Annotated in this window: 23 protein-coding genes; 4 read left to right on the forward strand and 19 right to left on the reverse strand. The window is 44.4% G+C overall.

Annotation, left to right across the window (positions count from 1 at the left end; genetic code table 11):
- Positions 1-79: 79 nt before the first annotated feature.
- From AC4OGX_RS18600 to AC4OGX_RS18615, 4 genes are all read right to left on the reverse strand, one after another.
- On the reverse strand, positions 80-1,432 hold the full coding sequence (locus AC4OGX_RS18600; RefSeq protein ID WP_493332192.1) for an MFS transporter: 1,353 nt from the start codon (positions 1,430-1,432) through the stop codon (positions 80-82).
- Between the two features lie 78 nt (positions 1,433-1,510).
- The gene (locus AC4OGX_RS18605) at positions 1,511-2,551 is read right to left on the reverse strand and encodes an alpha/beta hydrolase (RefSeq protein WP_493332193.1); all 1,041 of its coding nucleotides are present in this window, start codon (positions 2,549-2,551) and stop codon (positions 1,511-1,513) included.
- Between the two features lie 223 nt (positions 2,552-2,774).
- The gene (locus tag AC4OGX_RS18610; RefSeq protein ID WP_493332195.1) at positions 2,775-5,057 is read right to left on the reverse strand and encodes a helix-turn-helix domain-containing protein; all 2,283 of its coding nucleotides are present in this window, start codon (positions 5,055-5,057) and stop codon (positions 2,775-2,777) included.
- A gap of 19 nt (positions 5,058-5,076) precedes the next feature.
- Positions 5,077-7,278, reverse strand: a complete 2,202-nt coding sequence (locus tag AC4OGX_RS18615) for a glycoside hydrolase family 3 N-terminal domain-containing protein (protein WP_493332196.1) — start codon at positions 7,276-7,278, stop codon at positions 5,077-5,079.
- Between the two features lie 160 nt (positions 7,279-7,438).
- On the opposite strand from AC4OGX_RS18615, the gene AC4OGX_RS18620 reads away from it, so the two are divergent.
- From AC4OGX_RS18620 to AC4OGX_RS18635, 4 genes are all read left to right on the forward strand, one after another.
- Positions 7,439-8,254: an AraC family transcriptional regulator gene (locus AC4OGX_RS18620; protein ID WP_493332198.1), complete on the forward strand. Its 816-nt coding sequence runs from the start codon at positions 7,439-7,441 to the stop codon at positions 8,252-8,254.
- A 302-nt stretch (positions 8,255-8,556) separates the two neighbouring features.
- Positions 8,557-9,138, forward strand: a complete 582-nt coding sequence (locus AC4OGX_RS18625; protein WP_493332200.1) for a hypothetical protein — start codon at positions 8,557-8,559, stop codon at positions 9,136-9,138.
- Positions 9,139-9,200: 62 nt separating this feature from the next.
- Complete coding sequence (locus AC4OGX_RS18630) at positions 9,201-9,569, forward strand: nucleotidyltransferase domain-containing protein (protein ID WP_493332201.1); 369 nt, start codon at positions 9,201-9,203, stop codon at positions 9,567-9,569.
- A complete protein-coding gene (locus AC4OGX_RS18635) occupies positions 9,566-9,961 on the forward strand; it encodes a HEPN domain-containing protein (RefSeq protein WP_493332202.1) in 396 nt (131 codons plus the stop codon). The genes AC4OGX_RS18630 and AC4OGX_RS18635 overlap by 4 nt, the downstream gene beginning before the upstream one ends.
- 50 nt (positions 9,962-10,011) lie before the next feature.
- Here the strand turns inward: AC4OGX_RS18635 and AC4OGX_RS18640 are convergent, their stop codons facing one another.
- From AC4OGX_RS18640 to AC4OGX_RS18710, 15 genes are all read right to left on the reverse strand, one after another.
- Positions 10,012-10,599, reverse strand: coding sequence for a DUF3841 domain-containing protein (locus AC4OGX_RS18640; protein WP_493332204.1), 588 nt, complete (start codon positions 10,597-10,599; stop codon positions 10,012-10,014).
- On the reverse strand, positions 10,586-11,167 hold the full coding sequence (locus tag AC4OGX_RS18645; protein ID WP_493332205.1) for a DUF3841 domain-containing protein: 582 nt from the start codon (positions 11,165-11,167) through the stop codon (positions 10,586-10,588). The genes AC4OGX_RS18640 and AC4OGX_RS18645 overlap by 14 nt, the downstream gene beginning before the upstream one ends.
- A gap of 117 nt (positions 11,168-11,284) precedes the next feature.
- Positions 11,285-11,755, reverse strand: coding sequence for a glycine/sarcosine/betaine reductase complex selenoprotein A (gene grdA / locus AC4OGX_RS18650; protein ID WP_493332206.1), 471 nt, complete (start codon positions 11,753-11,755; stop codon positions 11,285-11,287).
- A gap of 35 nt (positions 11,756-11,790) precedes the next feature.
- Complete coding sequence (locus AC4OGX_RS18655) at positions 11,791-13,284, reverse strand: BCCT family transporter (protein WP_493332207.1); 1,494 nt, start codon at positions 13,282-13,284, stop codon at positions 11,791-11,793.
- 40 nt (positions 13,285-13,324) lie between these two features.
- A complete protein-coding gene (gene grdH / locus AC4OGX_RS18660) occupies positions 13,325-14,629 on the reverse strand; it encodes a betaine reductase selenoprotein B (RefSeq protein WP_493332208.1) in 1,305 nt (434 codons plus the stop codon).
- Positions 14,630-14,639: 10 nt separating this feature from the next.
- Positions 14,640-15,965 (reverse strand): glycine/sarcosine/betaine reductase component B subunit, encoded by a 1,326-nt coding sequence (locus tag AC4OGX_RS18665; protein WP_493332210.1) that lies wholly within the window; start codon positions 15,963-15,965, stop codon positions 14,640-14,642.
- A 174-nt stretch (positions 15,966-16,139) separates the two neighbouring features.
- Complete coding sequence (locus AC4OGX_RS18670) at positions 16,140-17,324, reverse strand: MFS transporter (RefSeq protein ID WP_493332212.1); 1,185 nt, start codon at positions 17,322-17,324, stop codon at positions 16,140-16,142.
- Positions 17,325-17,415: 91 nt separating this feature from the next.
- A complete protein-coding gene (locus AC4OGX_RS18675; RefSeq protein ID WP_493332213.1) occupies positions 17,416-17,856 on the reverse strand; it encodes a Zn-ribbon domain-containing OB-fold protein in 441 nt (146 codons plus the stop codon).
- Between the two features lie 11 nt (positions 17,857-17,867).
- Positions 17,868-19,157, reverse strand: coding sequence for a thiolase family protein (locus AC4OGX_RS18680; protein WP_493332214.1), 1,290 nt, complete (start codon positions 19,155-19,157; stop codon positions 17,868-17,870).
- Positions 19,158-19,168: 11 nt separating this feature from the next.
- Entirely contained in the window at positions 19,169-19,408 is a 240-nt protein-coding gene (locus AC4OGX_RS18685; protein WP_493332216.1) for an acyl carrier protein, read from the reverse strand.
- A 24-nt stretch (positions 19,409-19,432) separates the two neighbouring features.
- Positions 19,433-20,032 (reverse strand): 4'-phosphopantetheinyl transferase family protein, encoded by a 600-nt coding sequence (locus tag AC4OGX_RS18690; RefSeq protein WP_493332217.1) that lies wholly within the window; start codon positions 20,030-20,032, stop codon positions 19,433-19,435.
- A 13-nt stretch (positions 20,033-20,045) separates the two neighbouring features.
- Entirely contained in the window at positions 20,046-20,687 is a 642-nt protein-coding gene (locus AC4OGX_RS18695) for a class II aldolase/adducin family protein (RefSeq protein WP_493332219.1), read from the reverse strand.
- Between the two features lie 140 nt (positions 20,688-20,827).
- The gene (locus AC4OGX_RS18700; protein WP_493332221.1) at positions 20,828-22,798 is read right to left on the reverse strand and encodes an oxidoreductase; all 1,971 of its coding nucleotides are present in this window, start codon (positions 22,796-22,798) and stop codon (positions 20,828-20,830) included.
- Positions 22,799-22,809: 11 nt separating this feature from the next.
- Positions 22,810-23,865, reverse strand: a complete 1,056-nt coding sequence (locus AC4OGX_RS18705; protein ID WP_493332223.1) for an NAD(P)-dependent oxidoreductase — start codon at positions 23,863-23,865, stop codon at positions 22,810-22,812.
- Between the two features lie 56 nt (positions 23,866-23,921).
- Positions 23,922-25,067: an iron-containing alcohol dehydrogenase family protein gene (locus AC4OGX_RS18710; RefSeq protein WP_493332224.1), complete on the reverse strand. Its 1,146-nt coding sequence runs from the start codon at positions 25,065-25,067 to the stop codon at positions 23,922-23,924.
- Positions 25,068-25,101: the final 34 nt, after the last annotated feature.

Here is a 25,101-nt window from a genome sequence, read left to right on the forward strand (position 1 = left end):
TGTTTGTATCGCTTCCGATAAAAACTATTTTATAGCAGAGAACATACAATGTCCATCCATTGAGTAAGAATTATTCCAATTATTCCAATCTACTGTTCCGCTTCTGTAAGCTTGCAGCAATTTCATCCATCTTCTTTGCATCCAGTTTATACCAGATCAATGGAACCAGTCCGACCAGCTGAAGTATTGCAGGGACAAGGTTTACAATGATGTTGATTCCTGTCAGCGCAGACGGACTCTGCTGTGCTCCTGCTACATATCCTGTTGCTGTAAGTAGAAAGATACTTACAGATCCTGTAATTGCAGAAGCAAGTTTTACACTGAAACTCATCAAAGAAGATGCGATTCCTTCATTTCTTACCCCAAATCTATCATCGCCATAATCGATGCAGTCACACATCATACCATAGGAGATTGCTCCACCGCCCTGTGAAAATCCCCCGATGACAGAGACTGCAATTACAAATGTAATTGTGGGACTTTGGTTGAAAAATAAAATCAAATCTGTTACCGCATTTATGACAATTAAAATAATCATATATCCTTTTTTCCCAAACTTTTTCGTTCCCCAGGGAAGGGTAGCAGTTCCGATAATCTGACATACAGTTAACGTTGTAAATACTGCTGAAATCATGGTATAAGATCCTACAACATAAATCACATAATAAGATAGTAATGACATTCTTGCGATTGCTGCCATGGCTCCTACAAAAACCGTAGTAATCGCAATCAGCAGCTGCCTGTTTTTAACAACTGTTCCAAGCTCCTTTTTTAAGGAACCTTTCTTATCTGCCTTTGGTGGTTCTGCAATTTCCACCTCACGGCATTTGAATCCACACAGCCAGAAGAGCGGAATAGACACAAGAGCAAACACAACCGTTGTCCATAAAAATCCCTTGCCATTCACTGAATCAGATTTTCCAAAGAAAAGGATCATCGGCATTGCGATTGCGGCAAGTATTGTCTGTAAGATGTTACTCGCTACATTTGCTGCAGAAATCATCTTCATCTTTTCAGTGGAATCGGTAGAAAGCCGGTTTACAATACCATTGATCGCAACACCTACTGCCGTATATGCCATTCCTGCAAGAATATAACTGATTCCGCACAGAACTGCTTTTGCAGTACCATTGACTGGCCAGACCGTAAAGGTCAGAATATTAAAAATGGCCAGAAATGGCGGGGCGATGATAATATACGGCCTGAATTTTCCCCACCTTGTTTTTGTTTTGTCTATAATAGCTCCCATCATAGGATCATTCACTGCATCCCATACACGTGCAATCAGCATAATCATTGAAATTGCTCCAGCCGACAGGCTGACTACATCCGTATAGAATAACATCAGATATGTATTAATCATGTACCAGATAATATTCTGTGACATAAATCCCAAGGAATAATACATGGTATTTTTAGTTGAATTCTTCATTTTCTTATCCTTTCTTTGATAACCTTCCACACCATAATGAATCCGTTCTGATCTTCTGTATCAGCTTCTCTAATAAAATTAAATATTCGGCACTTTTTGAAGAGCTTCGTTGACCGCTGCTTCATCATAATCCACTTTTCTCTCATTCAAAAGATCGCGTAATTTCATTTTTCTGAAAATTCCCATCATTTCGTCAAACGTCATTTCTGGCGTAAACGGAGTAATCTGCTTTTTCATATTTTCAATCGTGTCTTTAATGGCTTCCTTTGCAACAGGATTTCCAAAGATGCGTCCAATTGTACAGTCTAAAGACAGCCATGCGCTTCCATCATCTGTCATTTGACTCTTACATGCAGGCTCTGTCAGTATCTTATCTTCCACGCCTACATAAAAATCCCCCATCACGTCTTTTAAGAAACCGATGCTGTCCTGTACCCAGTTCGGAATACGGGGACAAAATGCACTGTCCCGCCCCTGTATGGAAGTATCCCCTGTGGAAAACCCATGGGGCCCGTATGGATAAATATGACATTCAAAGGTTATTCCTGCTTTATCGAGCGCCTCCATCATTTCAATTGTGCTTAGGATGGGCACCACATTATCAGAACGAGAAGCAAATAAGAAGCAGGGACATGTGTCGCGATCTACATATTTCGTAATTTCAGGCGCTCCTGGTGAAATCTCTTCTACAATATCATTTAATACGGCATATCCGAGAATTGCAGCTGCAGGCTTATGCTTTGCGATCGTAGCCGCCGCACCAGCCAGATGTCCCCCTGCCGAAAACCCTGCTACCGCTATTTTATCTTCCATCACATGCCATTCCTCTGCGTGCTTTACAATGCATTCCATTGCATCTTCATAATCATTTAATGGCGACGGCCACGCACCGCCCTCTCCGACCGAGTAGCGAAGAATAAAGACATCATAACCTGCCGAAAGATATGGCAGTGCAACAGGGTCCGCTTCCCTGTCAGAACAGAACATATAGCCCCCTCCCGGAATCACCATAACCGCGGGGCGCTTTTTAATCGAACGGAACTCCTTTTCCACCTCTTGTATATATGCTGTAAGCTTAACATTCTGTTTCTCATTGATTGATAATTCTAATGTTTTCATTCCCTTATACATCCTTTCCTGTCATGAAACTGTGCACTGTTTTCATAATCCCCATTATAGGACAGTCCTTTATATAATTCGTGCGAATAATTATTTGTTTTTACATAAATAGTTATCTTTTAGCCTTTATTAACAAAAAAAGAAACCAGAAAAGTTAATTATTTTCCGTAATAATTAACCTATCTGATTTCCTTCTGATTGTTCTGTGTAATATTTCTGCAAACTAGAAACTATATACAATTTCCATATGCGCAAACTCATTTGGCTTTAGCTCCACATGCAGATCTAACATCCCATCTGTAACGCAAAAAGTCTGAAGACGCATATGTGGAACATTCACCTGATGAAGATATTCTAAGTCATCACTATGCAGATATTCCGGAATTACAATGGATTCAAAGGGAGCCATTTTTCGAAATTCATCCTGAATACTGCCATATTCCCGGCTTACCGACCGTATCTTCATGGTATAACTTCCGTTTCTCAAATGAGTCAGCCGAAACCTCAGTTGTAATGCATCATCATTTTCGAAGTACGTTTCAAAATGCTCATAATTCAACTGATCCTCTTCCATATAATAATGATAACTTAACCCTTTACAGTTATGACAAATAATCTGATATTCATTATCATCATTACCAAATATAATTGAATTTTCCGTTTTCCCATAATAATATCTTCCAACTCTCTGTAAAAATCGATAGGCATAGAAAGAAGGTTTTTTCAGTCCCTGCTTCGACAGCAGACCATCCCCGCCAAAAATTACTTTATCCTGCATTTTATCTTTATATGCCAAATCTAATGGTACACTATACGCAAACACACCGACCTGTCCAAAGCAGTCGATGATATTTTTTATAATAGTTGCGCCCCGGTAACAGGAATCATTCAGAATATTCAGCTTTGTGATACTGTCTGACCAGCTCGTGATATAGATTTCCTTCTCATTGTGTAAATAATCGGGAAAAATCTTACGGAGCATTTTTATCTGGTTTTTCACATAACTGCTGTCCGTTGCACGATTCAGAGTCAGTCCTTCCCCGGCCTCTACGCATATATATGGTTCGACTTCCATTGTCTGTATGGAAAGACTGCGCTTTTGTTCCTCCATATATTTTTCAAAGGTTTTCATGCCCTTCCAGTTCCCCAGCTCAATTCCGGCACCCAGTAATTCTGATTTTATGTGAAACTCTTTTAGCACTGCATTTAACTTATCATACAAGAACCAGTATGCATGTGCTTTCTGTTCATCAAACATGGTATTATAACATAATTCAAAACGCCATTCTCTCACTCTGTTGGCATCATATCGGTTCATAAAGTGAGATAGCAGTCTTTTCACATATTCCGTCAGTCTCTTCATATCTGAAACAGCACGCATGGAAATTGAAAACCATAAATGCAGCTGGTTATCCATCAGAAAATCAAAGGTCTGCTCTTCAAGATAAAAAGAATAAACCCCGCTTTGCTCATATTGATCCCAGTTAAGATTGATCCTGACATAGTGAAAAGCTAACTCCTTCTGCAGACTCTTGAACTGTTCCCTGGCTTCATAATTACTGAGCAAAGAAGAATCATTCAAGTTAATCATTTCGCTCCAGAAAGGCAGATATCTCTGCTTTTTACTGACATCTATTTCTGCAATATCAGTGATAACATCTCCATACTCTATTTCTCCCAGACAAGACACGGCACGTTTTAAATTTTCCCGTTGTATCAGAGCGTTCTCCTTATTCTGCCGGAAATGCTGCTTTCGGAACTCCTGCGGTGTCTGATGATATACCTCCACAAAATTCCGGTGAAAAGATTCTGCATTCGGAAATCCGCTGTCAATAGCAATATGCAAAAGATTTTTCTGACTGCTCATCATATCCTCAACAGCGTTTTCCAGCCGTATCCTGTTTAAATACCGCAGAAAAGTAATCCCCATGTTTTTCTTAAAGTACTTCGAAAAATATGGCGCTGTCATGTGGTATCTCTCACTAACCTGGTTTAGAGAAAGATCTTCCTGAAAATGTTCATCGATATATTCGACTATTTCTTCGAACTTCTCATTCACTTCTGCTGCGAAATACATGACTGAGAAACTGTTTACCAAAAATATTAGTAATTCACAGCTGATTCTGTAATGTTCCACCCTCTGATATTCCTGACCTTCATACTGCACTACCAGTAGCTCTGTCAGATACCGGCGCAGCTTATCATAGTTATCATTAATCTCTTTCGTAGAATCACAAAGGAAGTGATATCTTCTTCCAGAAAACATATCCCGAAATGTTTTCATATGAATGGTATAGCATACATACAATGCTGATTCACTCTCCAATGTAAAAGCTGTCTTTGTATTAAACAAAATAATATCATTCACAGAAAGCTGCGTTTTATAGCTCCCGCTCTTCACACGCATATCCTGCTCTAAGTTTAATATAATTATGATATCGTTCGAACAATAAGAACGACTATTCGTACATTGATTCACTTCAAATTCTATCAGTTGTTCCACCATGTCTCCCTCATCCGGTACTTTATGACAGACGCACCTCTGTACTTAAGCAGTCCCTTGAAGTACCGCCTGCATAAATACGGAATAATCCTTTCTCTACTACATATTCAGCGTCATTGTTATAGAATCCCATATCCTGTTTCTTAAGCGTAAAAGTAACCGTCTTCGCCTCTCCTGCCGCAAGGCTGACTCTCTCATATCCTTTCAACTCTTTTATGGGGCGAACCAGACTTGCAGTCACATCCTGCATATATAGCTGTGCGATTTCAACGCCTTCACGGTTCCCTGTATTCTTCACAGTCACGCTGATTTCAAATGCCTCGCCGGTATCTGCCGCCTGCAGGTTCTCATATTCGAATGTGGTATAACTCAGTCCGTATCCAAATGGATATACGGCTTCAAATGGCGCATCCAGATAACGGGATGTGAATTTACTTGCACTTCCGGGTCTGCCCGTACTTGGATGGTTGTAGTATATCGGGCACTGACCGCTCACAGACGGGAAGGAGGACGACAATTTTGCGCTTGGATTCTTATCGCCCAGCAAAACTGCTGCCAATGCATTTCCCATCTGAATCCCAAGGTGCCAGCTTTCTACGATGACAGGAAGGTGCTCTGCTTCCCATCCAAGAGCCAGCGGACGTCCGTTCATCAGGACTGTTACCACCGGCCTGCCCGATGCCATAAGCTTTTGAAGGAGTTCTCTTTGCTTTCCCGGCAGTTCGATGTTCGCTTTTGAGGAGGCCTCGCCTGACATGCTTGTTAGTTCACCTACTACTGCCACGATGACATCACACTCTCTGACTGCATTTGCAATCTCCTCCTCATTCAGTTCTCCTTCCGGACCTCCACAGGGATAGTAGTTCACATCGGCTCCTGCATTCTTCAGACCATCCAGTATAGATACACAGTTTTCCTTTTTCCAGCTCATCGCCCATGCCCCGCAGATTTCCTCTGCATTTCCGGCAAGCTCCCCGACCAGGCTGATCTTCTGGCTGCGGTTCAACGGCAGAATGTCATTCTCATTCTTTAATAAAACAATGGATTTCTCAGCTGCTTCCAAAGCAAGTGCCTCGTGTTCTGCCGGAAGAGAAGTACCTTCATACAGTGCCATTTTTTCTTCGGATACATATGGATGTTCAAACAGGCCCAGCCACATTTTTACAGAAAGGATTCTACGAACTGCATCGTCAATCGTTTCCATAGATACTTTTTTGCTTTCCACCAGTTCCTTCAGATGATCTCTGTAGATATGTGTTCCCATATCCATATCAAGCCCTGCATTCACTGCCTGACAGCCTGCGTCTTTCTGATCTTCTGCAATTCCATGAGTCACACATTCCGCAATTCCATTGGCATCACTGACCACGAATCCCGGAAGTCCATACAGATCTTTGAGTACCTGACGGAGTGTATATGGATTTACCGTACAGGGGATGCCATTTAAGTCATTGAAGGAAGCCATAGCTGTAGCAGCCCCTTCCTCGACAGCGGCCTTAAAAGTCGGAAGATATACATTGTGGAGCTGGGAAATGGACATGCTTGTTGTATTATAGTCTCTTCCCGACTCGCAGGCACCGTATGCAACATAATGTTTCAGACAGGACGCCACATAATTTTCATGATTTTCTGTATCATTCTGTAATCCTCTGATCTTGGCCCTTGCAAACCGTGACCCGAGATACGGATCTTCTCCCGGTCCTTCTGATACCCGTCCCCATCTCGCATCTCTGGCAACATCGATCATTGGTGCAAATGTCCAGTTGATTCCATGTGCTCTCGCCTCTGCTGCTGCCATACGGGCAGTTCTTTCCATCAGATCATCATCAAATGATCCCGCTTCCGCAATTGCGATCGGATAAACGGTACGGAATCCATGAATCACGTCAAATCCGATTATCAGCGGAATTCCCAGTCTGCTTTCTTCCACTGCAATTTTCTGTAATTCATTATTCTTTCTTGGATCGTCAACCATCATGGAACCTACTTTTCCAGCACGGATGTCATCTTCATGAAAATCCCGTTCTGCATTTGACATGATATTCTGAAATTCTTCCTGTGAGATTCTTCCGTCTGTCATCATTGCGATTAATTCTTCGAACGGTACATCAAATCCGCCTACAATGGATGGTGATTCCAGGTTCATCTGCCCTATTTTCTCTTCCAGGGTCATCTGAGAGAGCAGGTTCTCTACTTTTGCTTTCTGAGCTGTTGTTAACTGCATGTTTTATTTCCTCCTTTAACATTGTTACGGCCTCCCTTTTTAGGTATGCACAGTTACAATCATTCTTCTATATTTATCATTGTATCTGTCTTGACATTTTCTCTCAATCTAAATATAGTTATATTTATATAACTATATTTAGATCATCGGGAGGGTTACCATGTTTTATCAATTCCACCCCAGAGAATTCAGCCAGAACTTCCCGCTACAGCTTTGGCTGTTTGGCGAAAATCATTTACAGGAACTCATCTACCGTCCCCAGGGTGTCCCGTACTATCAGTGGTTTTACTGTGTGAAGGGACAAGGTGAACTGATCACCAATCACCAGCGGAGTATTATTTCAAAAGGAGAGGGATTTCTCGTGCATTCAGAGACGGAGCATATGTATCAGGGACTGACAGAAGACTGGACTCTTCATGTGGTTGGATTCAACGGTTCCCTCTGTTCAGAGATTTTAAGCGCCTTACAAATGAACGCCTCTTGTTCCTATCATTTTTCAGATTCCACAGTATTTGAAAAGCATATACAAAATCTGAAACTGATATATAAAGACAGCCCGCATAATCAGGCACTTTCCTATTCGAAGGAGTGCTATGATTTTCTTCTGGATCTTTCGCAATGTATCACACATACACATGAGCTTTCCTATTCACAGGATAATGATATTGTCCTAAAAGTCATTTCGTATCTGGAAAAAAATTATATGAATCCCATCTCTTTAGATACGATTGCCTCGCTTCTGAATCTTTCAAAAGACTATATGTGCGCCCTCTTTAAGAAGGCCACCGGACAGACCATTATCGGGTGTCTTACGAGCATCCGCATGGGCCATGCGAGACAATACCTGATTCAGTATCCAGAACGGAAGGTGCTTGATATCGCAAAGATGTGTGGGTTTGAAAGCCCCAGTTATTTTGGGAAAATCTTTAAAAAAGAATTGGGGATCACGCCGGAGGGGTATCGGAAAAGTACATAGAACCTGAAAATATTTTATAATATAGCCTGAATTATTCATAATAATTCATTTCACTGCGGCTAACACCGTATTAGAAAGCAACAAATATTTGAAAATAAATTTTGAGTCGAGTTTTGTAACTCCAAGTCTAATTGATATGATTGTATTGTATAAATATCTTTATTGATACCCTTTTTAAAGGTTTTAAGTGTCACATATATCCCCTTTTCATTGAGGATAGGTTATAATTATAAAGAAGGTATAAAAATCCTGTTGTATATTAAAAACAAAAAACAACTCCTTTCAAAAAATGAGGTGGGTATATGAGAAAAAAAGTTTCCATCACAATTGCCATTCTGATCCTCTGTCTTTTTGCCGCGGTTGAGTTTCTCTGTTACCGCAGTGTGAATCTGCCAGATTACATTGAAGACGATAACTCTTATCAAGTATTCCGGGAATACCAGAAGGATAATTTTCACATTACATTTTCATATAAAGAAGAAAATGGTTTCGTTGAACACGTAAAACTTTCCTACATAAGCAAAACGGCCTTTACATTAGGAAATAAAGAAATATTTGCCCTATATCCCCAGGATTTTGATCTGGAAGATTTTAAAACCCATGTCTATTCCGTATTTTTCTCTAAAAGTAAACTAGATTCCTATTATGATAACGAATCTGGGAAAGAAACACGAATGGGAGATGGCATTACTCTCACAGAAGCAGCTCAGGAAAATATCGGATGGTTTAATAAGAGAAACTTTTTGGGTGTCAATGTAAATGTAGTGGAGATTATACTTACTCCAAATCCGAATCATGGAACGGAACAGCTTGATGTAGAAACCTTCTTAAATAGAAAGAATGAATTTATAATAGACTATAAGAAACTATTGTTTCCCAAATAAACTGAGGGTATAATAATATGATACCCTATAATAAAATCATTTTAAGAAAGGAGCTTTCATCCTTGAGCAGTAAAGTGATATTATATAAAGAAAACTATGAATTTCTGCCCAGACGATTTCGCGAAAAGATAGAACAGGATCTTGATTTTATTATGAATGCCCAGATACCGGAATTAAAAAAGATATATCTCTTCGGAAGCTGTGCACGCGGAGAGATACGCAGCAGCAGTGATGTAGATCTCCTGATCCTGACAGAACATAAAATAGAAAACCGGGAGCTTTCGGCCAATATACGCTGGTCACTGGATGAACCGAGAGAAGGGGTAAGAACGGATATTGTTTATATGAATGAGCAATCCGAACTGCCAGATACTGTTTTCAAAAATCTTCTGAATCGTGACAAAAAAATAATTTTGGAGGTAGTAGAATGATCAAAAACACCTATCTGGATATTGCAAAAAATGATCTGGAATATCTGGAATCTGTACTGAAATCTGGAAATACTTTCTATAATCAGCTCGCAGTACAATGTCAGCAGGTTACAGAAAAATACTTAAAAGGATATCTTGATAAACTGTTTGTTGACGAAGATGTCTCCGATTTATTACGAAAACACAACATGAAAAGAATCGCTTCTAAACTCAATGAATTGAAATCAGAATTAGCTCTGGATACAATAGGACTTGCCTTTTTAACAGATTTCTATTTTGATGCCAGGTATCCCGGAGACGATTTTTATACCGTTACAGAAGCCGATTTCAAAAAATGTCTGACGATCATGTATGATACTATTCACAAGCTCACAGATACCTTTGAAAAATAACCCCGTGGAATCTCAGACTGCTCCCCCCTCTGAGATTCCACTGTTTCGCTTCACTCCTGCTGCACCCAGTCTTTCCTGATCATCCAGGCTGCCCCTTCTGCATACAGCGGTTCCGGGCAGGCCTCTTCAAACAGCCGCTCCCAGCTTTTTAGAATTTCAGCCTTTAACATAGGATAATACGGCTTCTGAAAAACATCCGTCGATTCAGCGATCCCCATCTTTTGAAGCTTTCGTTCAAATTCTTTTTCCTGCTCACTCGTTCCGATATAAGATAGATTTAAGATCTTCGACCAGAGGCGCTGGTCAAAGAGTATCACCTCTGACCTCGGTATGCGCAGTTTAATCCGGCATCCCCCGCCAACAGGGACAGCCCACCTTTTGTCATAGAACATCCAGACCGGAGACTCTGCCAGCTGAGGTTTTTCCACGAGCTTTTTCGCCCTTTCCGTAAAAAAATGATACGCTTCCTGGAAGATCCAGGCTGTATTTCCATACTTTTGTGTAATGTATTCCTTTTTTACATAGTAAATACCGTCCCGCTCTAAAGTTTCCATCACCTGTTCTGTCTGTGCAGTCCACATCGTAAGGTAATTCGAGTTATCACTTACTGCCCTGTAGCTTTCCTCATTCTCCCCCATAGCAGCGCACCTCCTTTACCCACTCCCGGCGGATTTCCCAGGCTGTCGCCACAGCATCCTGAGGACGTGAAGGCGAGACCGTAAACACTCTTTCCCAGCTATCCTGTATTTTTCTGCGCAGGAGGGGATAGAAATTTCCTTTACTTGTGAGCGTCAGATCGTCCTCACAGGCAATCCCGTATTTTTTCAGTTCCTGCTTATGCCGCTCTTCATCCTCGGGATCCAGCGGCACATACCAATAATTCACACGATACCCCCAGTTATCCATATTGCAGATAACATAGCTGTCCTTTGGAAGCTCCACCTTTAGGATCACCGTATCCTGGACCGGCTGCAGCATATTCTCTTCCTCCAGACACAGCCAGATCGGATATTCTAATTCAGACGGGATATTGATATACTTTCCTGCTTCCTTTGTATACCATTCATAGAGCTTCAAGTAGAAATCTGACATATCGCCATTCTTCATCTGAATATATTCTTTCCTGACATGGTAACTTCCTGTACGCTGAAGTTCTTCCCATACTTGGGGCACCTGCCTGGTCCACATGACTGTTGTTTCACACATTTTTATCCCCAGCCTCCTTCCTTTGCTTACCTGCATACTTACCTTACGAACTTTCTTTATCAAAAATCCAGAAAGAGACAGACCCCTTATCCAGGATCTGCCTCACCGCATCTGTTCTTAAAACTTGCAGAACTGCTCTCTGATAGCTGACATTTCACTGATAATATCATCTACATCAAGTACCATTTCCATCATGCTGATCTGCTCATCATAAACAGCTTCGTCAAATTCTTCTTTCATCTCTGGTTCACATACGTGATATACCTGAAGTCCAAGCTGGACTCCTGTCAATGGACCTGCAAAAGTCGGGTCGCCTGCTGTTACAGTTTCTGCTGCAAGACCTGCAGCTTCACCCTCTGCAGCGCCAAGAACGACTACTAAGTTCTCTGCGCCGTATTCGTCAGCAAATTCTTTTACCCTCTTTTGATTCTCTAAGTCCATTGCGCCTGCGCTTGTTCAGACGAAGCATTCCGTTGATGAAAATACGATTTCAGCGCCGGCAGTCTTCACACATTCTGCAATAGCGGGCCCCGGAATCCCGTCACGGTCTCCGATAATGATCGCTTTTTTTCCTTCTAAAACAGCCATAGTTAAATTTTCTCCTTTCTTTAATGCATAGCATGCTATACCTTTTCTTTCCTTATCGCCTTGATAAACGCCGCACACGCCGCAAACATAATAAAGATAAACGGGAACGCGGCTGCCAGCGATATGGTCTGCAGAGGCTTTAAACCTCCGGCCATCAAAAGTCCGATTGCCATGACAGACTGGATGATCCCCCATAATACCTTTTTATTATTCGGAGGGTTGATGTCCCCATCCGTTGTCAGCATTGACAATACATATACACCGGAGTTTGCCGATGTAATGAAAAATGCACACAGGGAGATGATCGCTACGATCGATAACAGGAATCCCAGCGGGTACTCCTGCAATACCATAAACAGGCCGACCTCTGGTGTCCCTACTACCTCCTGAAGCTTTTCAATGGCTACAAGTCCCTTTTCTCCCAGATTGATACCAAGGTTTCCAAAAACCGCTCCCCAGATACAGGATGCAAGAGCCGGAACCAATACGACACCCATGATGAATTCGCGGATCGTGCGCCCTTTAGAGATACGCGCGATAAATACCCCCACAAATGGTGCCCATGCGATAAACCATGCCCAATAGAACAGCCTCCAGCTTCCGATCCAGCCATTGTCCCCATATGTACTGATGCCGAGGGCATCCGGGATAAAGTCTCCGATATACTGGCCGAGTCCGTTCACAAAGCTGTTGAGGACTTCCATCTTAGGTCCGACAAGGAAGCATACAGCCATCAGGCCGATCGCCACATACAGGTTGGTATCGGAGATCACCTTGATTCCCTTCTCGATACCGGATACTGCAGAACCGATGTACAGGACAGACACCACTACGATGATGATGATCTGTACCAACAGTGTGGTCGGTATTCCAAATAAATGCTTCATTCCTGCGTTGATCTGTAAAGTTCCAAGGCCAAGAGATGTCACAACACCTGCTACCGTCGCAAAAACAGCAAGGATATCCACCAGTTTACCGAGCCAGCCATTGGCCAGCTTCTCTCCGATCAAAGGCTCTAAGATACTGCTTACCAGCCCTTTTTTATTCTTGCGGAACATGAAGTACGCAAGCGCAAGCCCGATCACCGCATAGTTGGCCCAGGGCAGGATTCCCCAATGCATGAAGAATGATTTCATTGCAAAATCTGCCGCTTCCGGGGTAGCTGCCTGAGCGCCCTGTGGATTCAGATAGTGGGTCAGCGGCTCTGCAACGCCCCAGAATACAAGTCCTACCCCCATGCCGCAGCCAAACAGAAGGCCGAACCAGGTCAGATTGCTGTATTCCGGTCTGGAATCATCTCCGCCCAGACGGATCCTGCCATATTTTCCAAATGCAATATATACAACAAATACCAGGAAAACGATCATGGCGATCAGATACAGCCATCCAAAATCTGTGGTAAGAAACGAAAATGCTGCATTCGATACTGCTGTAAAGCTTTCATTAAACGCCACTGACCAGACAGCCATAATTGCAATCAGGGTCAATGAGATATAAAATACACTATTACCTATTTTCTTTTTGTCCATATCCTATCTCCCTCCAAAGATTCGGGCAGTGCCCCGCGTATTAAACGCGGAACACTGTCTGTTCTTGAATATCTGTGGCAAGACTCTCAAGAGCAACCTTCGTTCTGTGATAACGAAGCTTCCACTGATCTTCTTTAGAGGTTCCAGGGTCTCCCAATGGGTATGGGATAGAAATGGTTGGAACAATTCTGTTAGAACCGACTGTTTTCGCAACCGGGATCAGATTACACATCTGAACGATCGGGAATCCGGCTCTTTCAATTTCTTTCACCATCGTTGCACCGCAACGAGTACAGGTGCCTCACGTGGAGACCATGATCACCGCATCCACATTGTCCTCCTGGAAGTACGGGATCATTTCTTTTGCCATCCGGCTTGCCTCTGCCTCTGTCGTACCTGTTCCTACTGTAGAGTAAAAATAAGGATGAAGGCTTCCGAATACGCCCTCCTTCTCCAACACCTTCAAAGCATCGATCGGTGTGATAACGTTCGGATCTGCGTCTGCCGCTGCAGGGTCGAATCCGGCATGGATCGTCTTGAACTCTCCGCCCTTTAACGCTTCCATACCAGAGATATCATATCTTCCCCAGCGTGTAGCGGACGCAGACTGGATGTGATCCGGGTTGTCTACCGGCACGATACCGCCCGTTGTTACAAGTGCGATCCTTGCCTTTGTCAGATCCTTTACAGCCGGCGCGATCGGTACACGATCCAGCTTCGGCATTGGCAGCTCTGTTTCAAATGGCTCGCCGTTCAGCTTCTTCACCAGCATTTCTACCATACGTTCAGAAGCTAGTTTTCCGTCTTTACGCCATACCTGACGTCTGATTCCTCTCGGGAAATATCCTTCTTCATCGGCACTTCCGATTTCTGCGCCGTTTAATATCTTATTTGCAACATTTACGACTGCTTTTACATCCTGTCTCATCTTGGCAGCAATATTACCGCCTTTTAAGATGTACATTTCCTTTTTAAACATCTCAACTCCAGGATTTTCTACATTCATAGATGTGACAACCGGAACACCGAACTTTTCCTTTACCGCTTTACAGATGGTTCCGCATGCGACTCCATAGCGCCCTGCCTGGAACGCAGGTCCTGCTAAAAAGATATCCATCTCTTTTCCTTCCAGCATACCAAGGATCGTCTCCACAGCTTTCTCTGTGTTTGTTCCCATATAGTTATCCCCGCAGATCACGGTATGTGTGATCTCTGCATCCAGATTCTTCGCATACTCCATTGCCGGACCCACCAGGCCCTCGTGGATCTGAGGCTCGATACCGGCCTGTTCCTCGCCGCCGATCTGTCCAAAAAACTGATTGATATATAAGATTGCCTTTTTCATCTTGCACCTCCTAAAATTCTTTCATTGTCTTTGGAGACCAGCCTGCTACCTGATCGCCGCAGAACATGGAATTGTTCTCCATGATAATAGAACCATCTTCTCTGACTGAAGGTCCAAGGATCTCGTCATCAGCCCATCCGCCTGACAAACCGTCACGTCCCAGTGCCTCAAGCTCGCCCAGTACAGTTTCCATCGCAGGAAGCTCGATCAGTTCGGAGACATTGCCGCAGGATACGATGGCATCGCATTTTTCATCCAGAGTCACGAGCGGCTGTGACTGTCCGTCACGTCCTGTACACTCATTTGTCACACCGACCGTCTTAACGCCTGCATTCTCCAATGCTACGATGCATCCCACAAAGTCCGCATCCGGGTTGCCGTACCCTTCTTCTGCCACGACTGCTCCGTCGGCTCCCAGACTCTTCGCGATCTGTGCTACGAATAAAGCGGAACGTTCCTTCTGTTCCAGCGCAACATTTAAGTTAGACATAATAATACCCAGGAAATTGATCGTCTTGCCGTGTTCCCTATATAATGCCTTGATGTTCGGGCAGTTCTGGAAATCATATGTAGACCATTTTGAAGATACCGGCATGAAGCTTCCTGATACGATCGCACCGTCAAGAACCTCATTGGGGTGCATCACGGTCGGAACCATATGGTTCATATCCCATCCGTAAACCAGGTCGTTGTATCCCATTTCTTCCATCTGGGACTGTGGCTGCATCACATAAACAACAGACGGCAGCTTCTCTGTGTCTTCCCCGCGTTTAATCATGGAATCCAATTCATATACCTCGGTATCTTCCGGTGTGAGCTCCTTTACACATGCGGCAATGTATTCTGCAAGCTTATGTCCGGCTCTTCTTAATGCGTCATTCTTCTTCTGCTGTTCGCGCTGTTCAAAGGTCTCGTTCGTGTCCGCAACCAGTACGATGTTGTTCAATTGTCCGAATAGTGTATACTTCTGTCCTTCTCCGCTCATGTCGATGACGCCGTCCTGGAATCCGCCCCAATGTCTTCCGACTACAAGAACACTGCAGTTCTTAAGCGCATACGTTGTACCTTCGCCCGCCGGTGCCAGATCACTTGTATATCCAGGGAATACACCTCTGCCGTCCAGCCTTGTTCTCGGCTCGATCGCTTCCTTTACAGGACACATACGAATCTTGTCTCCCGGCTTCGCAATGTACAGATCTGCCTCTGTAATACGTTCATCCTCTTTGATGTAATTCAGGGCATCCTGCTTGTTCACGGTCAAAACACCGTCCTGGAAGGATAATCTATCACCAAAGACGATATCCTTAACATAGAAATTACCAATTTCTAACCTCATATCTTACCTCCTGTACTGGTTATATATAGAATTTCTCTATATATGTTTTTGTTCAATTTCACATATTTGAAAATTAATAAGCGCGCTTATATGTGATATTCTACAAACAGAATACCAATAAGCGCGCTTATTGTCAAGTCATTTTCTATATATTTGTTAATTTATTCACGTGGTCTATATTTGATCTGTCAAGACCTGGCTGCTCCTTTGGCTGACATTGTACTTATAGATGATCACTGCCGCCGCAGATACCGTCATACCGATCACTGCCAGAATGTAGACATTTGCCGTCGTTGTTTTGCCCATGATCACATTCGCTGCCCCATTTAATACCGTCGGGGAAATAAGCTGCCCGAAACACTGTCCACATGTCATGACCGCTGCAGCCATCGTCGTGGATGCCGGGTTCACTGCGTTGGACACATCTACCATGGCTGTCGGGATGAACATTCCCTGAGAAAAGCCACAGAAAACAGCGCCGGCCATCAGCATGATATAATTCGACGGGAACAAAATCAGCAGCAGACCGCCAATACTAAATGACAGCATTGCCGCCGGGAGGGTGTATTTTTTTGTCACCTTTGCGACTGCGCCAAGGATCAGCCCCATCACGATCTGTGCCCCAGAGAAGATGCCCGTCAGATTGCCGGAAACAGTGGTGCTTCCTGCGAGATTTCCACTGATATGCATGGCAATATTGGTGGAAAATGTGATTAAGAACAGCATTTCCAGCATCGCAATGCCCGCTGTGATATAAACAGTTTTATTCAGCTGTATTTTTTCATGCTTTGTTACCTTCGTGGTTCCGGTCTCGGGAAGGCAGACCACAATCAGAATAAACGCGATGATCCCGATGATATTCATGAAGTACGCATTCTGGAAATGAGATGCACCAAGCAGTCCTCCCCCTGTCGTCACAACTGTGATCCCTGCGCCTACGCTGGCCGCCTGGATCCCCATGACGCTCATGCGTTCATCCCCTTCAAAAAATTCTGCAACGACCGCCGTGTTTAAAGCGGTACATAATCCGAGTGCAATACCATAGAAGATCCTTGCTGCGAATAATAACAGGAAGCTGTCTGCAAGAAACGGCACAAATCCCGTGATACTTGCAACTAAACATGCAAAAAGCAATAATCTTTTTTTGCTGATTTTTACGACCATCCATCCTGACAGCAGTGCAACTGCAATGGACAACAAGGTAGGTACTGTAACCAGCATCTGCACCATACTCACACTGACACTCGGAAAATGCTCCTTAATCGGTCCCAGGATCGGTGTCACGCTAAACTGCAGCCCCTGAATAAAAGAGATGCAGACAATTGTAATAATGATTTTGATTTTTTTCGATCTACTCACTTACTTCGTTCCTTTCTATCATTAAAAGTAAGAGCCCAGACCAGCATCTTAGCTCCATCCAGGCTCTTTTTATATTCTCTTCTATCAGAGATCAATCCTCATCTAATTCAAAGAACAGTGTTGTATATCTTCCCATGTCAAAGAACACCGGACGTACTCTTACCGGAAGCTTTCCTGCAAGCTCGCGCCCTTTTTTCTTATTGATCCCAAGGATCACTGCATTCATCTCCGGTCCTTCGTCAAACTGAACTTCTCCGCAGACATATTTGACACCCATATCTTCCAGTTCCAGCCTGGCATTTAATGCACCTGTAAATACAAATGTTTTGAGTACACCTTTTCCTGAAAGCTCTATCCATTCTGTCTCATGGTAGCCGCATGCATTACATGCGTGATGAGGTGGAAATTCGATGGCACCGCATTCTTTACATTTCTTTGCATAAATGGTACCTTCTTTTAACCCATTCCAGAATTTCTCCACAACATGTTCTGGATTCCAAAATTCTTCTGTACTGATTCTATTTAGATCCATGATTATTCTCCTTAAAAATTCGCTCTCAAAATAGTTGCACGGACATTCTGCGCACCACCGAATCCACGTAAAAATGTATGTTTAGGCATTTTATTAATCTGACGCTCTCCGGCCTCTCCGCGCATCTGAGTCACAGCCTCGAATACGTCTGCCATTCCGGATGTTCCGAATGCATGTCCGTAGGAAGTACGTCCTCCATTCGTATTCATCGGTTTATCTCCGTCATATGCAAGACGCCCGTCCAGCGCATATTTCCAGCCCTCGCCTTTTGGAAGATATCCGATCTCCTCTGCCGCAAGGAATGCGGAAGATCCAATAAAGTCATTGACAAATACCAGATCCATATCATCTGCTGTGAGTCCTGTTGCTTCATACACCTGACGTGCAGCTTCTGCGGTCGCCTTCTTCTCCAAATGAGGTACGATCGCATCTAAAGCGGATGCACCTGTCGCCAATACCTCGATCGGCTTATCGTTAAACTTGTGAGCGATCTCTGTCGGGACAACGATACAGCATGCAGCGCCGTCTGCCACACAGGAGTCACTGGAGGTTCTTAAGTACTGAGTCATCTTCGGGTTGTGCGGGGATTTCATGTATTCCCATACATCGTCATACCCTGCATCTTTTGCAAGCTTATCATAAGGGGTCCTGCGGATCGCTCTTGGGCAGAGCTCTGCGGCACGTCTGAAATGATACGCCTGATGGTTTAACACATCGTCGATCTGCTCCGGTGTTAATCCGTTCTCCATTGCATAATAATTGATCCAGTCATCATGGTTCATGCCGGGGCCGCCGCCAAGATATCTGCCATACGCACGGTCAAAAATAGAATCCAGATCCGGGAATAAGACTTCTGTGGTCAGTGCGGTACGCATATGATCCGGTGTATTGCCGTCCGGCATACCTGTTCCCTGGTCACATCCCCCGGAAAGAACGATGTCATAAGCACCGCTGGCCACTGCAAATACAGCCTCCTCCAGTGCGATATATCCGGTACAGCATCCCTCTGAATGGGAGATAGAACCTTTTCCTCTCATACCGAACCAGTCCGCCACCTGGATATTAGGGGTAATACATCCATTGCTCAAATGCGGATTGGCAGAACCGTGAAAATAATACTGTACATCTCTAGGCTCCATATGTGCATCTTTCATTGCATCCAGCGCAGCATAGCCGAACAGCTCTCCGTTTGTAAGCCCCTTATACTGCTCATTTGTGATCCCGTTAAAAAATGGGGTCGCTCCCACTCCGACAATGGATACACTTCTCATATTTTTTCCTATCTTCACATTATGTACCATAACAATACCTCTTACATTTCTTCCATCACGAAATCAGCCAGATCACCGATCGTCTTATAGTTACCAAATCTTGCAACAGGGATCATTACATCAAAATCATTTTCGATAGAAGCGCTCATCGCCACTCTCTGTGTAGATGCAACTCCCAGTTCTTCAGCAATATTGGTATTCTCAGTGATATTTGCTGCATCGGCATTGAATGCCATTGCTGCAAATTCGATCAACTTTTCTACTACTTCTTCTCTTGTCATTCTTTTTTCCTCCATTTATATTGGTTATACTGTTTTTATTGGTTTCATTAACTCGATCACAGCTTCTTCAAACGTGGCACAGGAGAGATAATATTCCTCCCACCTCACAGAATGAATATGACAGAGCGAAACGGGAATATCCTCCCAGCCATTCACGAATCCGGTCCCTTTTAACTTCAGGGCTGACTCACACTCTGTCCATATTTTTGTAAAACATTCATCTCTTAGTATGCCGCTAAGCTCAGATAACACTGCTTTCTGCTTTTCATTGAACACCTTTTTTACGGTTGCCTCATGACACTTCCTGATCTTTTCTATATCAATGCCGACCTCATGATCTGAAATTGCTAACGCAACATAATCCTCACTGTGGGACAGGTTAAAAAAGTACTCCCCAGAGGCAAGAGCTGGTTTTTCGTGCTCGTTATATACAAGCTGTTCATCTCTGGTCACGCCCAGGTACTGCCTAAGAAGCAGGCCGGATACAAGCTCCTGCTGCTTATCCTTCTGGATTTTATGCTCATGGTATTTCTGTACATAACATGGTGCGATCCGGGCAAGAGCCTTATCTGTATCCGCAGCCATATGGTTCACATCTGCAATGATGATTCTCACCTTCTGCATATCTAAAATTCTACTATACAGCCTGGTCCGCTTTGATCAGTGCCTGCATTGCCTCTACGGCCTCCTGCGGCATTGGCTCATAGTTTCCAAGCACTCTTGCATAGTACTCTGTGATCGCCATTTCTTCTGTGTATACCGTTGCTGCCATAGCTGCCTTCATGTCCTTGCCGCAGCAGAACATACCGTGGTTCTTGATCAGACATGCACGTCCGTCCTCCCCTAACGCTTCCGCAACCTTTTCTGCCAGGTCATTGCTTCCGGGCATTGTAAATGGTACGACTCTTACCGGTACAAATTCACACTGCGGAGGTGTTGTTGCTTTGATCTCCCCGTCTCCCATTGCCATAATCGTTGCAAACATGGCATGTGTATGTACTGTTGCCTTTACATCCGGTCTGGCGCGCATTACTGCTGTATGCATCGGAACCTCTGAGGATGGTTTGTATGGACCATCTAACCATTTCCCATTCAGATCTACGATGGCGATATCTTCTGCTTTCATTGTCTTATAGGCAATCCCGCTTGGAGTGATCGCTACCACATCATCCTCGTCATCGCGCAGTGCGATGTTTCCTGATGTTCCTTTAATTAATCCCTGATCTACTGCGTCTAAGATCGCATCTAACACTATTTTTCTGATTCTCTCATATTTCATGATCTTACTTCCTTTCTTACACTCTGTATTTGAACTTTCACCTTGTTTAAATTTTAACAGCAGTATTTTGGATATTACATAACACTTTCCTGAAATATGTTCGTTTTTACAAATTTTATGTTTTACACTCCGGCTTATCCTTATACAAGAAGTGCTGCATAGTAAGCCTGGTTGACCGCATGGTAGATCTGCCCTACATTTCTGCAGTCACCTACGATGTAATATTCATCCACACATTCGCAAAGTGCATCCACTTTATCATATGGTGAGCGAAATCCCAGTGCACACACAACAGAATCCGCCTCTACGACAAATTCTTCCCCGTCCCGTTCACACAGTACTCCATTCGGTACGATTTCTTTGACCTTTGTGTTTACATAAACGTCCGCTGCCTTTTCTATTTCCGGCATCAGTCCGCCGCGGTAGAAAGAGTTTACATCCTCTGCAACGGCCGGCTTCATCTCAATGATCGAACATTCCTTTCCCTCGTGATGGAAGGAAACTGCCGCCTCACTTCCCACAAGTCCGCCGCCCATGATTGCAACCTTCTTCCCTAATTTTTCCGGATGCAGCTCGGCATCGATCGCCATGATCACATTCGGGAGGTCCATCCCCTTGATCGGCGGACGAAGCTCATTCGAACCGATTGCTGCAAACAGGGTATCAGGAGCGAACTCCTTCACATATTCCGGTGTAACCTCTGTATTTAAGATCACCTTTACTCCGGCTTTTTTTACACGTGCCTCTAATACATGACAGAATTTTAAGATATCTTCTTTAAAATAAGGTGCGGATGCAGGATGTAGATTCCCGCCCAGTTTCTCCGCCTTCTCAACAAGGGTAACATCATGGCCTCTGCCTGCAAGTGTAATGGCTGCCTGCATCCCTGCCGGGCCGCCGCCTGCGATCAGCACACGCTTTACTCTCTCAGGCGCTTCTACGCCATATTTTGCCGGGAGCTGCTGTCCCATGGTCGGATTTACCGTACATTTCACAGTCTCACTCTTCCCCGTCTCGCCGAAACACTCGTAGCATCGAAGACAAGGGGTGATGTCCTCTGCGCAGCCATTCCATGCCTTTTTCGGAATAAACGGGTCTGCAAGGATCGCACGTCCGATCTCCACTGCATCAGCCTGACCGGATGCCAGGATCTCCTCCATCTGCGCCGGGTCATTCAGGGAGCCCACACAGGCCACCGGAGTCTTTACCTTTTCTCTGACCGCTGCTGCCAGATATACGTTCACGCCTCTCTTATAGAAAGCAGACGGATGTGTACGGCAGAACATATCAGGATCTTCATGATTTCCGCAGGAAACGTTGATCAGATCCACTTTATCATCCACCATCTGCGCAACCTTGATGCATTCCTCCATGTTCAGCCCCTTCTCTGTCAGGTCATCGCCGGAAAGACGGATCTCGATCGGAAAGTTTGGACCTACACCTTCTCTTACCGCATCTAACGCCATAAGCATAAACCTTGCACGGTTCTCTAAGGAACCGCCAAATTCATCGCTCCTCTGGTTGAACACAGGTGATAAAAACTGAGAGAACAGCCAGCCGTGGGCCGCATGGAACTGCACCATATCGAAGCCGCAGTCTTTACAGAGCCTTGCTCCCTTTTTATAGGATTCTACGATCTCAAGGATCAATTCTTTCGGCATTTCCTGAACCTCTCCGGCAGGCATTGTGATCCTGCTTGGTCCATATGCGACATCCGGGCAGTCCTGATCCCCGCCAACGCTTGCAAGACCGCCGTACATCCCGCCATGAGAGAGCTGGATGTTGGCATAAGCGCCCGCATTATGGATCGCTCTGGCTGCCTGTGCCATCCCCTGCTTTACACCAAAGGAATCTAACTGCAGCTGCTTGTTGTGAGATTTCCCAGTTGCCGAGTGTACGATCGCTTCACCGTATGTAACGACTGCTGCTCCGCCCTTTGCCTTTTCTTCCAGATATGCGATCATCTCCGGTGTGAAATGTCCCTCTGTTGTGATCATACTTGGACTGGTAGGAGCTGCAATGATCCTGTTTTTCAGCCGGATATTCCCGATCCGAAGCGGCTGAAACAGATGCGGATATAATTCTTTTCCTTTACAACATGATTGTCCCATAATCGTTCTCCCTATTTTCTAACCTTCCAGATATATTTTCTTGGTTCTCCCTTTAAGTATGCCGTAACTTCCTCGCCCATCATGGTTCCTGACCAGTTGTCAACATCTGTTGTCAGACCTGCCATATGCGGCGTACAAACAACGTTTCTCATGGAAAGCAATGGGTGGTTTGCCGGAACCGGCTCTTCCCAGTATACATCGATGGCAGCTCCGCCGATCTCCCCATTCTGAAGTGCTTCGATCAGATCCTTCTGGTCGATCACCGCTGCTCTTGCTGTGTTGATCAGATATGCGGTTGGTTTCATCCTGGAGAACCAGTCCTTGTTTACCATTGCTTTTGTGGACGGAAGTACAGGCAGATGAACGCTGACCATATCACTCTCTGTAAGCATGGTGTCCAGATCTACAGCCTTTGCACCGTCTGCCTCGATCTTCTCTGCCGGCATATATGGGTCATAAGCTAAGATTTCCATGCCGAATGCCTTCGCTCTTACTGCAACCTCACGTCCGATCGCACCATATCCGGCAATTCCAAGCTTCTTTCCATATAACTCAAATCCGATGCCGTAATCGGTAAACGGATGCTTCTCATCCAACGGCCCGAAGGTTACATTCTTCACATCCGGCACATCGTAGATATTTTCCTTTGCAGGACCTGTGTGTTCTCCCTTCGAGAGACCTGTGCAGCTCAGTGTCAGATGTCTTGCGGCTGCGATCATCAGCCCCATGTTAAATTCAGCAACTGCAACCCGGTTTCTTCCCGGTGTGTAAGATAATTCAAGGCCTGCTGCCTGAATCGCATCATAATCAACGGTTGCAGGTGTTCCCTTTGCAACTCCCATGAATTTCATTCCTGATTCAGCCCATGCTTTGATAGTCTCAGCCCCTGCATACTCATCGCCTAATACTACGATCTCATGCCCCATACATTCTTCTCTTGTCATGTCCTCGGTGACATTTCCTTTTCCGTGTTTCAACTCACCGCAGATCGTAACCTCACACTGCTCCTCAATAAATTTCATCTGTTTCTCAGGAATTGATGTACATAAAGCTAATTTCTTTTTCATTTCTTACCTCCGCTATGATTGATCTTTAGATTCAAAATTTTCTTTTCACAGGCCTCTTAATATGCCTTTTTCAAAATCTCAATGATATCTTCTTTTGTAACATTCTCTCTTGGATTGAAGCCCAGCACCGGCTCGTGAAGAATATCCTCTGCCAGCATGTCAAAGTCTTCCTCCCTGATCCCCTGCTCTGACAACGTCTTGATCCCAAGCTCTTTTGTCAGCTTTAACAGCTCTTCGGAAAGGAGATACATGTCTTTGTCCATATCTCCTGATACAGGAAGGTCAATTGCCTTTGCAAGCTCCACCATTTTCTCCGGGCAGCTCTTTGCATTGTAAGCCATCACATAGGGCAGGACAGTCGCGTTAGCCATCCCGTGTGCAAGCTGAAAATGAGCACTCAGCGCGTGGGCGATCCCATGTACCAGGCCCAGGTTGGCATTGGAGAATCCAAATCCGGTAATCACGCATCCCAGCATCATCTGCTCTCTTGCCTCCATATTGGCTCCATCCTTTACGGCTGTGGGCAGATTGTGATAAATGATCTTCAGTCCCTGGATGGAATTGTATTCTGTCAATGGAGAAGCCATGTTAGAGATGTAGCTCTCAACCGCATGTGTGATCGCATCCATCCCGGTGGCCGCCGTAACAGAAGCAGGCATGGTCTTTGTAAATTCCGGGTCAATGATCACTTTGGATGGTACCAGTTTATTATCGATCACGACATACTTGACCACCTTCTCTGTGTCAATCAATGCACTGACATTCGTAATTTCACTTGAAGTACCTGCTGTGGTAGGGATCGCGATCAGTGGCAGAAGCTCATTCTTTACCATTCCGATCCCGCCGTACTGTCCGATCGGTCCTGGGTTGGTCATAAGCACGTCAATGGCTTTCGCAAGATCAATACTGCTTCCGCCGCCAACAGCCACAAAGGTGTCTACTTTCTTTTCCTTTGCGATCTTAGCAGCCTCTTCCACCACTTCATTGGTAGGATTTGGGATCACCTTGTCGAAAATCACGATCTCGACTTCTGCTTCCTTAAGACTTTCCAGAACTTTATCCGCAATTCCGGCTGATTTCACACCTGCATCATAGACTAACATTACTTTTTCAGCATGGTATCCCTGTATCACTTTAGATAATTCCTTTATGGAATCACGGCCGAACACAATATCACTTTTTACAAAAAATTCAAATGCCATTCTTGTTCTCCTTCTCTTTTTTCTATTCTATACT

Source organism: Faecalicatena sp., from assembly GCF_058819085.1.

Bases quoted from the DNA above. Each gene is read 5' to 3' on its own strand.
- AC4OGX_RS18710 (WP_493332224.1), bottom strand. From the start codon at position 25,067: ATGGCATTTGAATTTTTTGTAAAAAGTGATATTGTGTTCGGCCGTGAT.
- AC4OGX_RS18680 (WP_493332214.1), bottom strand. From the start codon at position 19,157: ATGGTACATAATGTGAAGATAGGAAAAAATATGAGAAGTGTATCCATT.
- AC4OGX_RS18700 (WP_493332221.1), bottom strand. From the start codon at position 22,798: ATGGGACAATCATGTTGTAAAGGAAAAGAATTATATCCGCATCTGTTT.
- AC4OGX_RS18695 (WP_493332219.1), bottom strand. From the start codon at position 20,687: ATGAAATATGAGAGAATCAGAAAAATAGTGTTAGATGCGATCTTAGAC.
- AC4OGX_RS18600 (WP_493332192.1), bottom strand. From the start codon at position 1,432: ATGAAGAATTCAACTAAAAATACCATGTATTATTCCTTGGGATTTATG.
- AC4OGX_RS18625 (WP_493332200.1), top strand. From the start codon at position 8,557: ATGAGAAAAAAAGTTTCCATCACAATTGCCATTCTGATCCTCTGTCTT.
- AC4OGX_RS18620 (WP_493332198.1), top strand. From the start codon at position 7,439: ATGTTTTATCAATTCCACCCCAGAGAATTCAGCCAGAACTTCCCGCTA.
- AC4OGX_RS18635 (WP_493332202.1), top strand. From the start codon at position 9,566: ATGATCAAAAACACCTATCTGGATATTGCAAAAAATGATCTGGAATAT.
- AC4OGX_RS18690 (WP_493332217.1), bottom strand. From the start codon at position 20,032: ATGCAGAAGGTGAGAATCATCATTGCAGATGTGAACCATATGGCTGCG.
- AC4OGX_RS18615 (WP_493332196.1), bottom strand. From the start codon at position 7,278: ATGCAGTTAACAACAGCTCAGAAAGCAAAAGTAGAGAACCTGCTCTCT.
- AC4OGX_RS18610 (WP_493332195.1), bottom strand. From the start codon at position 5,057: ATGGTGGAACAACTGATAGAATTTGAAGTGAATCAATGTACGAATAGT.
- AC4OGX_RS18655 (WP_493332207.1), bottom strand. From the start codon at position 13,284: ATGGACAAAAAGAAAATAGGTAATAGTGTATTTTATATCTCATTGACC.
- AC4OGX_RS18640 (WP_493332204.1), bottom strand. From the start codon at position 10,599: ATGGGGGAGAATGAGGAAAGCTACAGGGCAGTAAGTGATAACTCGAAT.
- AC4OGX_RS18645 (WP_493332205.1), bottom strand. From the start codon at position 11,167: ATGTGTGAAACAACAGTCATGTGGACCAGGCAGGTGCCCCAAGTATGG.
- AC4OGX_RS18705 (WP_493332223.1), bottom strand. From the start codon at position 23,865: ATGAAAAAGAAATTAGCTTTATGTACATCAATTCCTGAGAAACAGATG.
- AC4OGX_RS18605 (WP_493332193.1), bottom strand. From the start codon at position 2,551: ATGAAAACATTAGAATTATCAATCAATGAGAAACAGAATGTTAAGCTT.
- AC4OGX_RS18685 (WP_493332216.1), bottom strand. From the start codon at position 19,408: ATGACAAGAGAAGAAGTAGTAGAAAAGTTGATCGAATTTGCAGCAATG.
- AC4OGX_RS18665 (WP_493332210.1), bottom strand. From the start codon at position 15,965: ATGAGGTTAGAAATTGGTAATTTCTATGTTAAGGATATCGTCTTTGGT.
- AC4OGX_RS18675 (WP_493332213.1), bottom strand. From the start codon at position 17,856: ATGGATCTAAATAGAATCAGTACAGAAGAATTTTGGAATCCAGAACAT.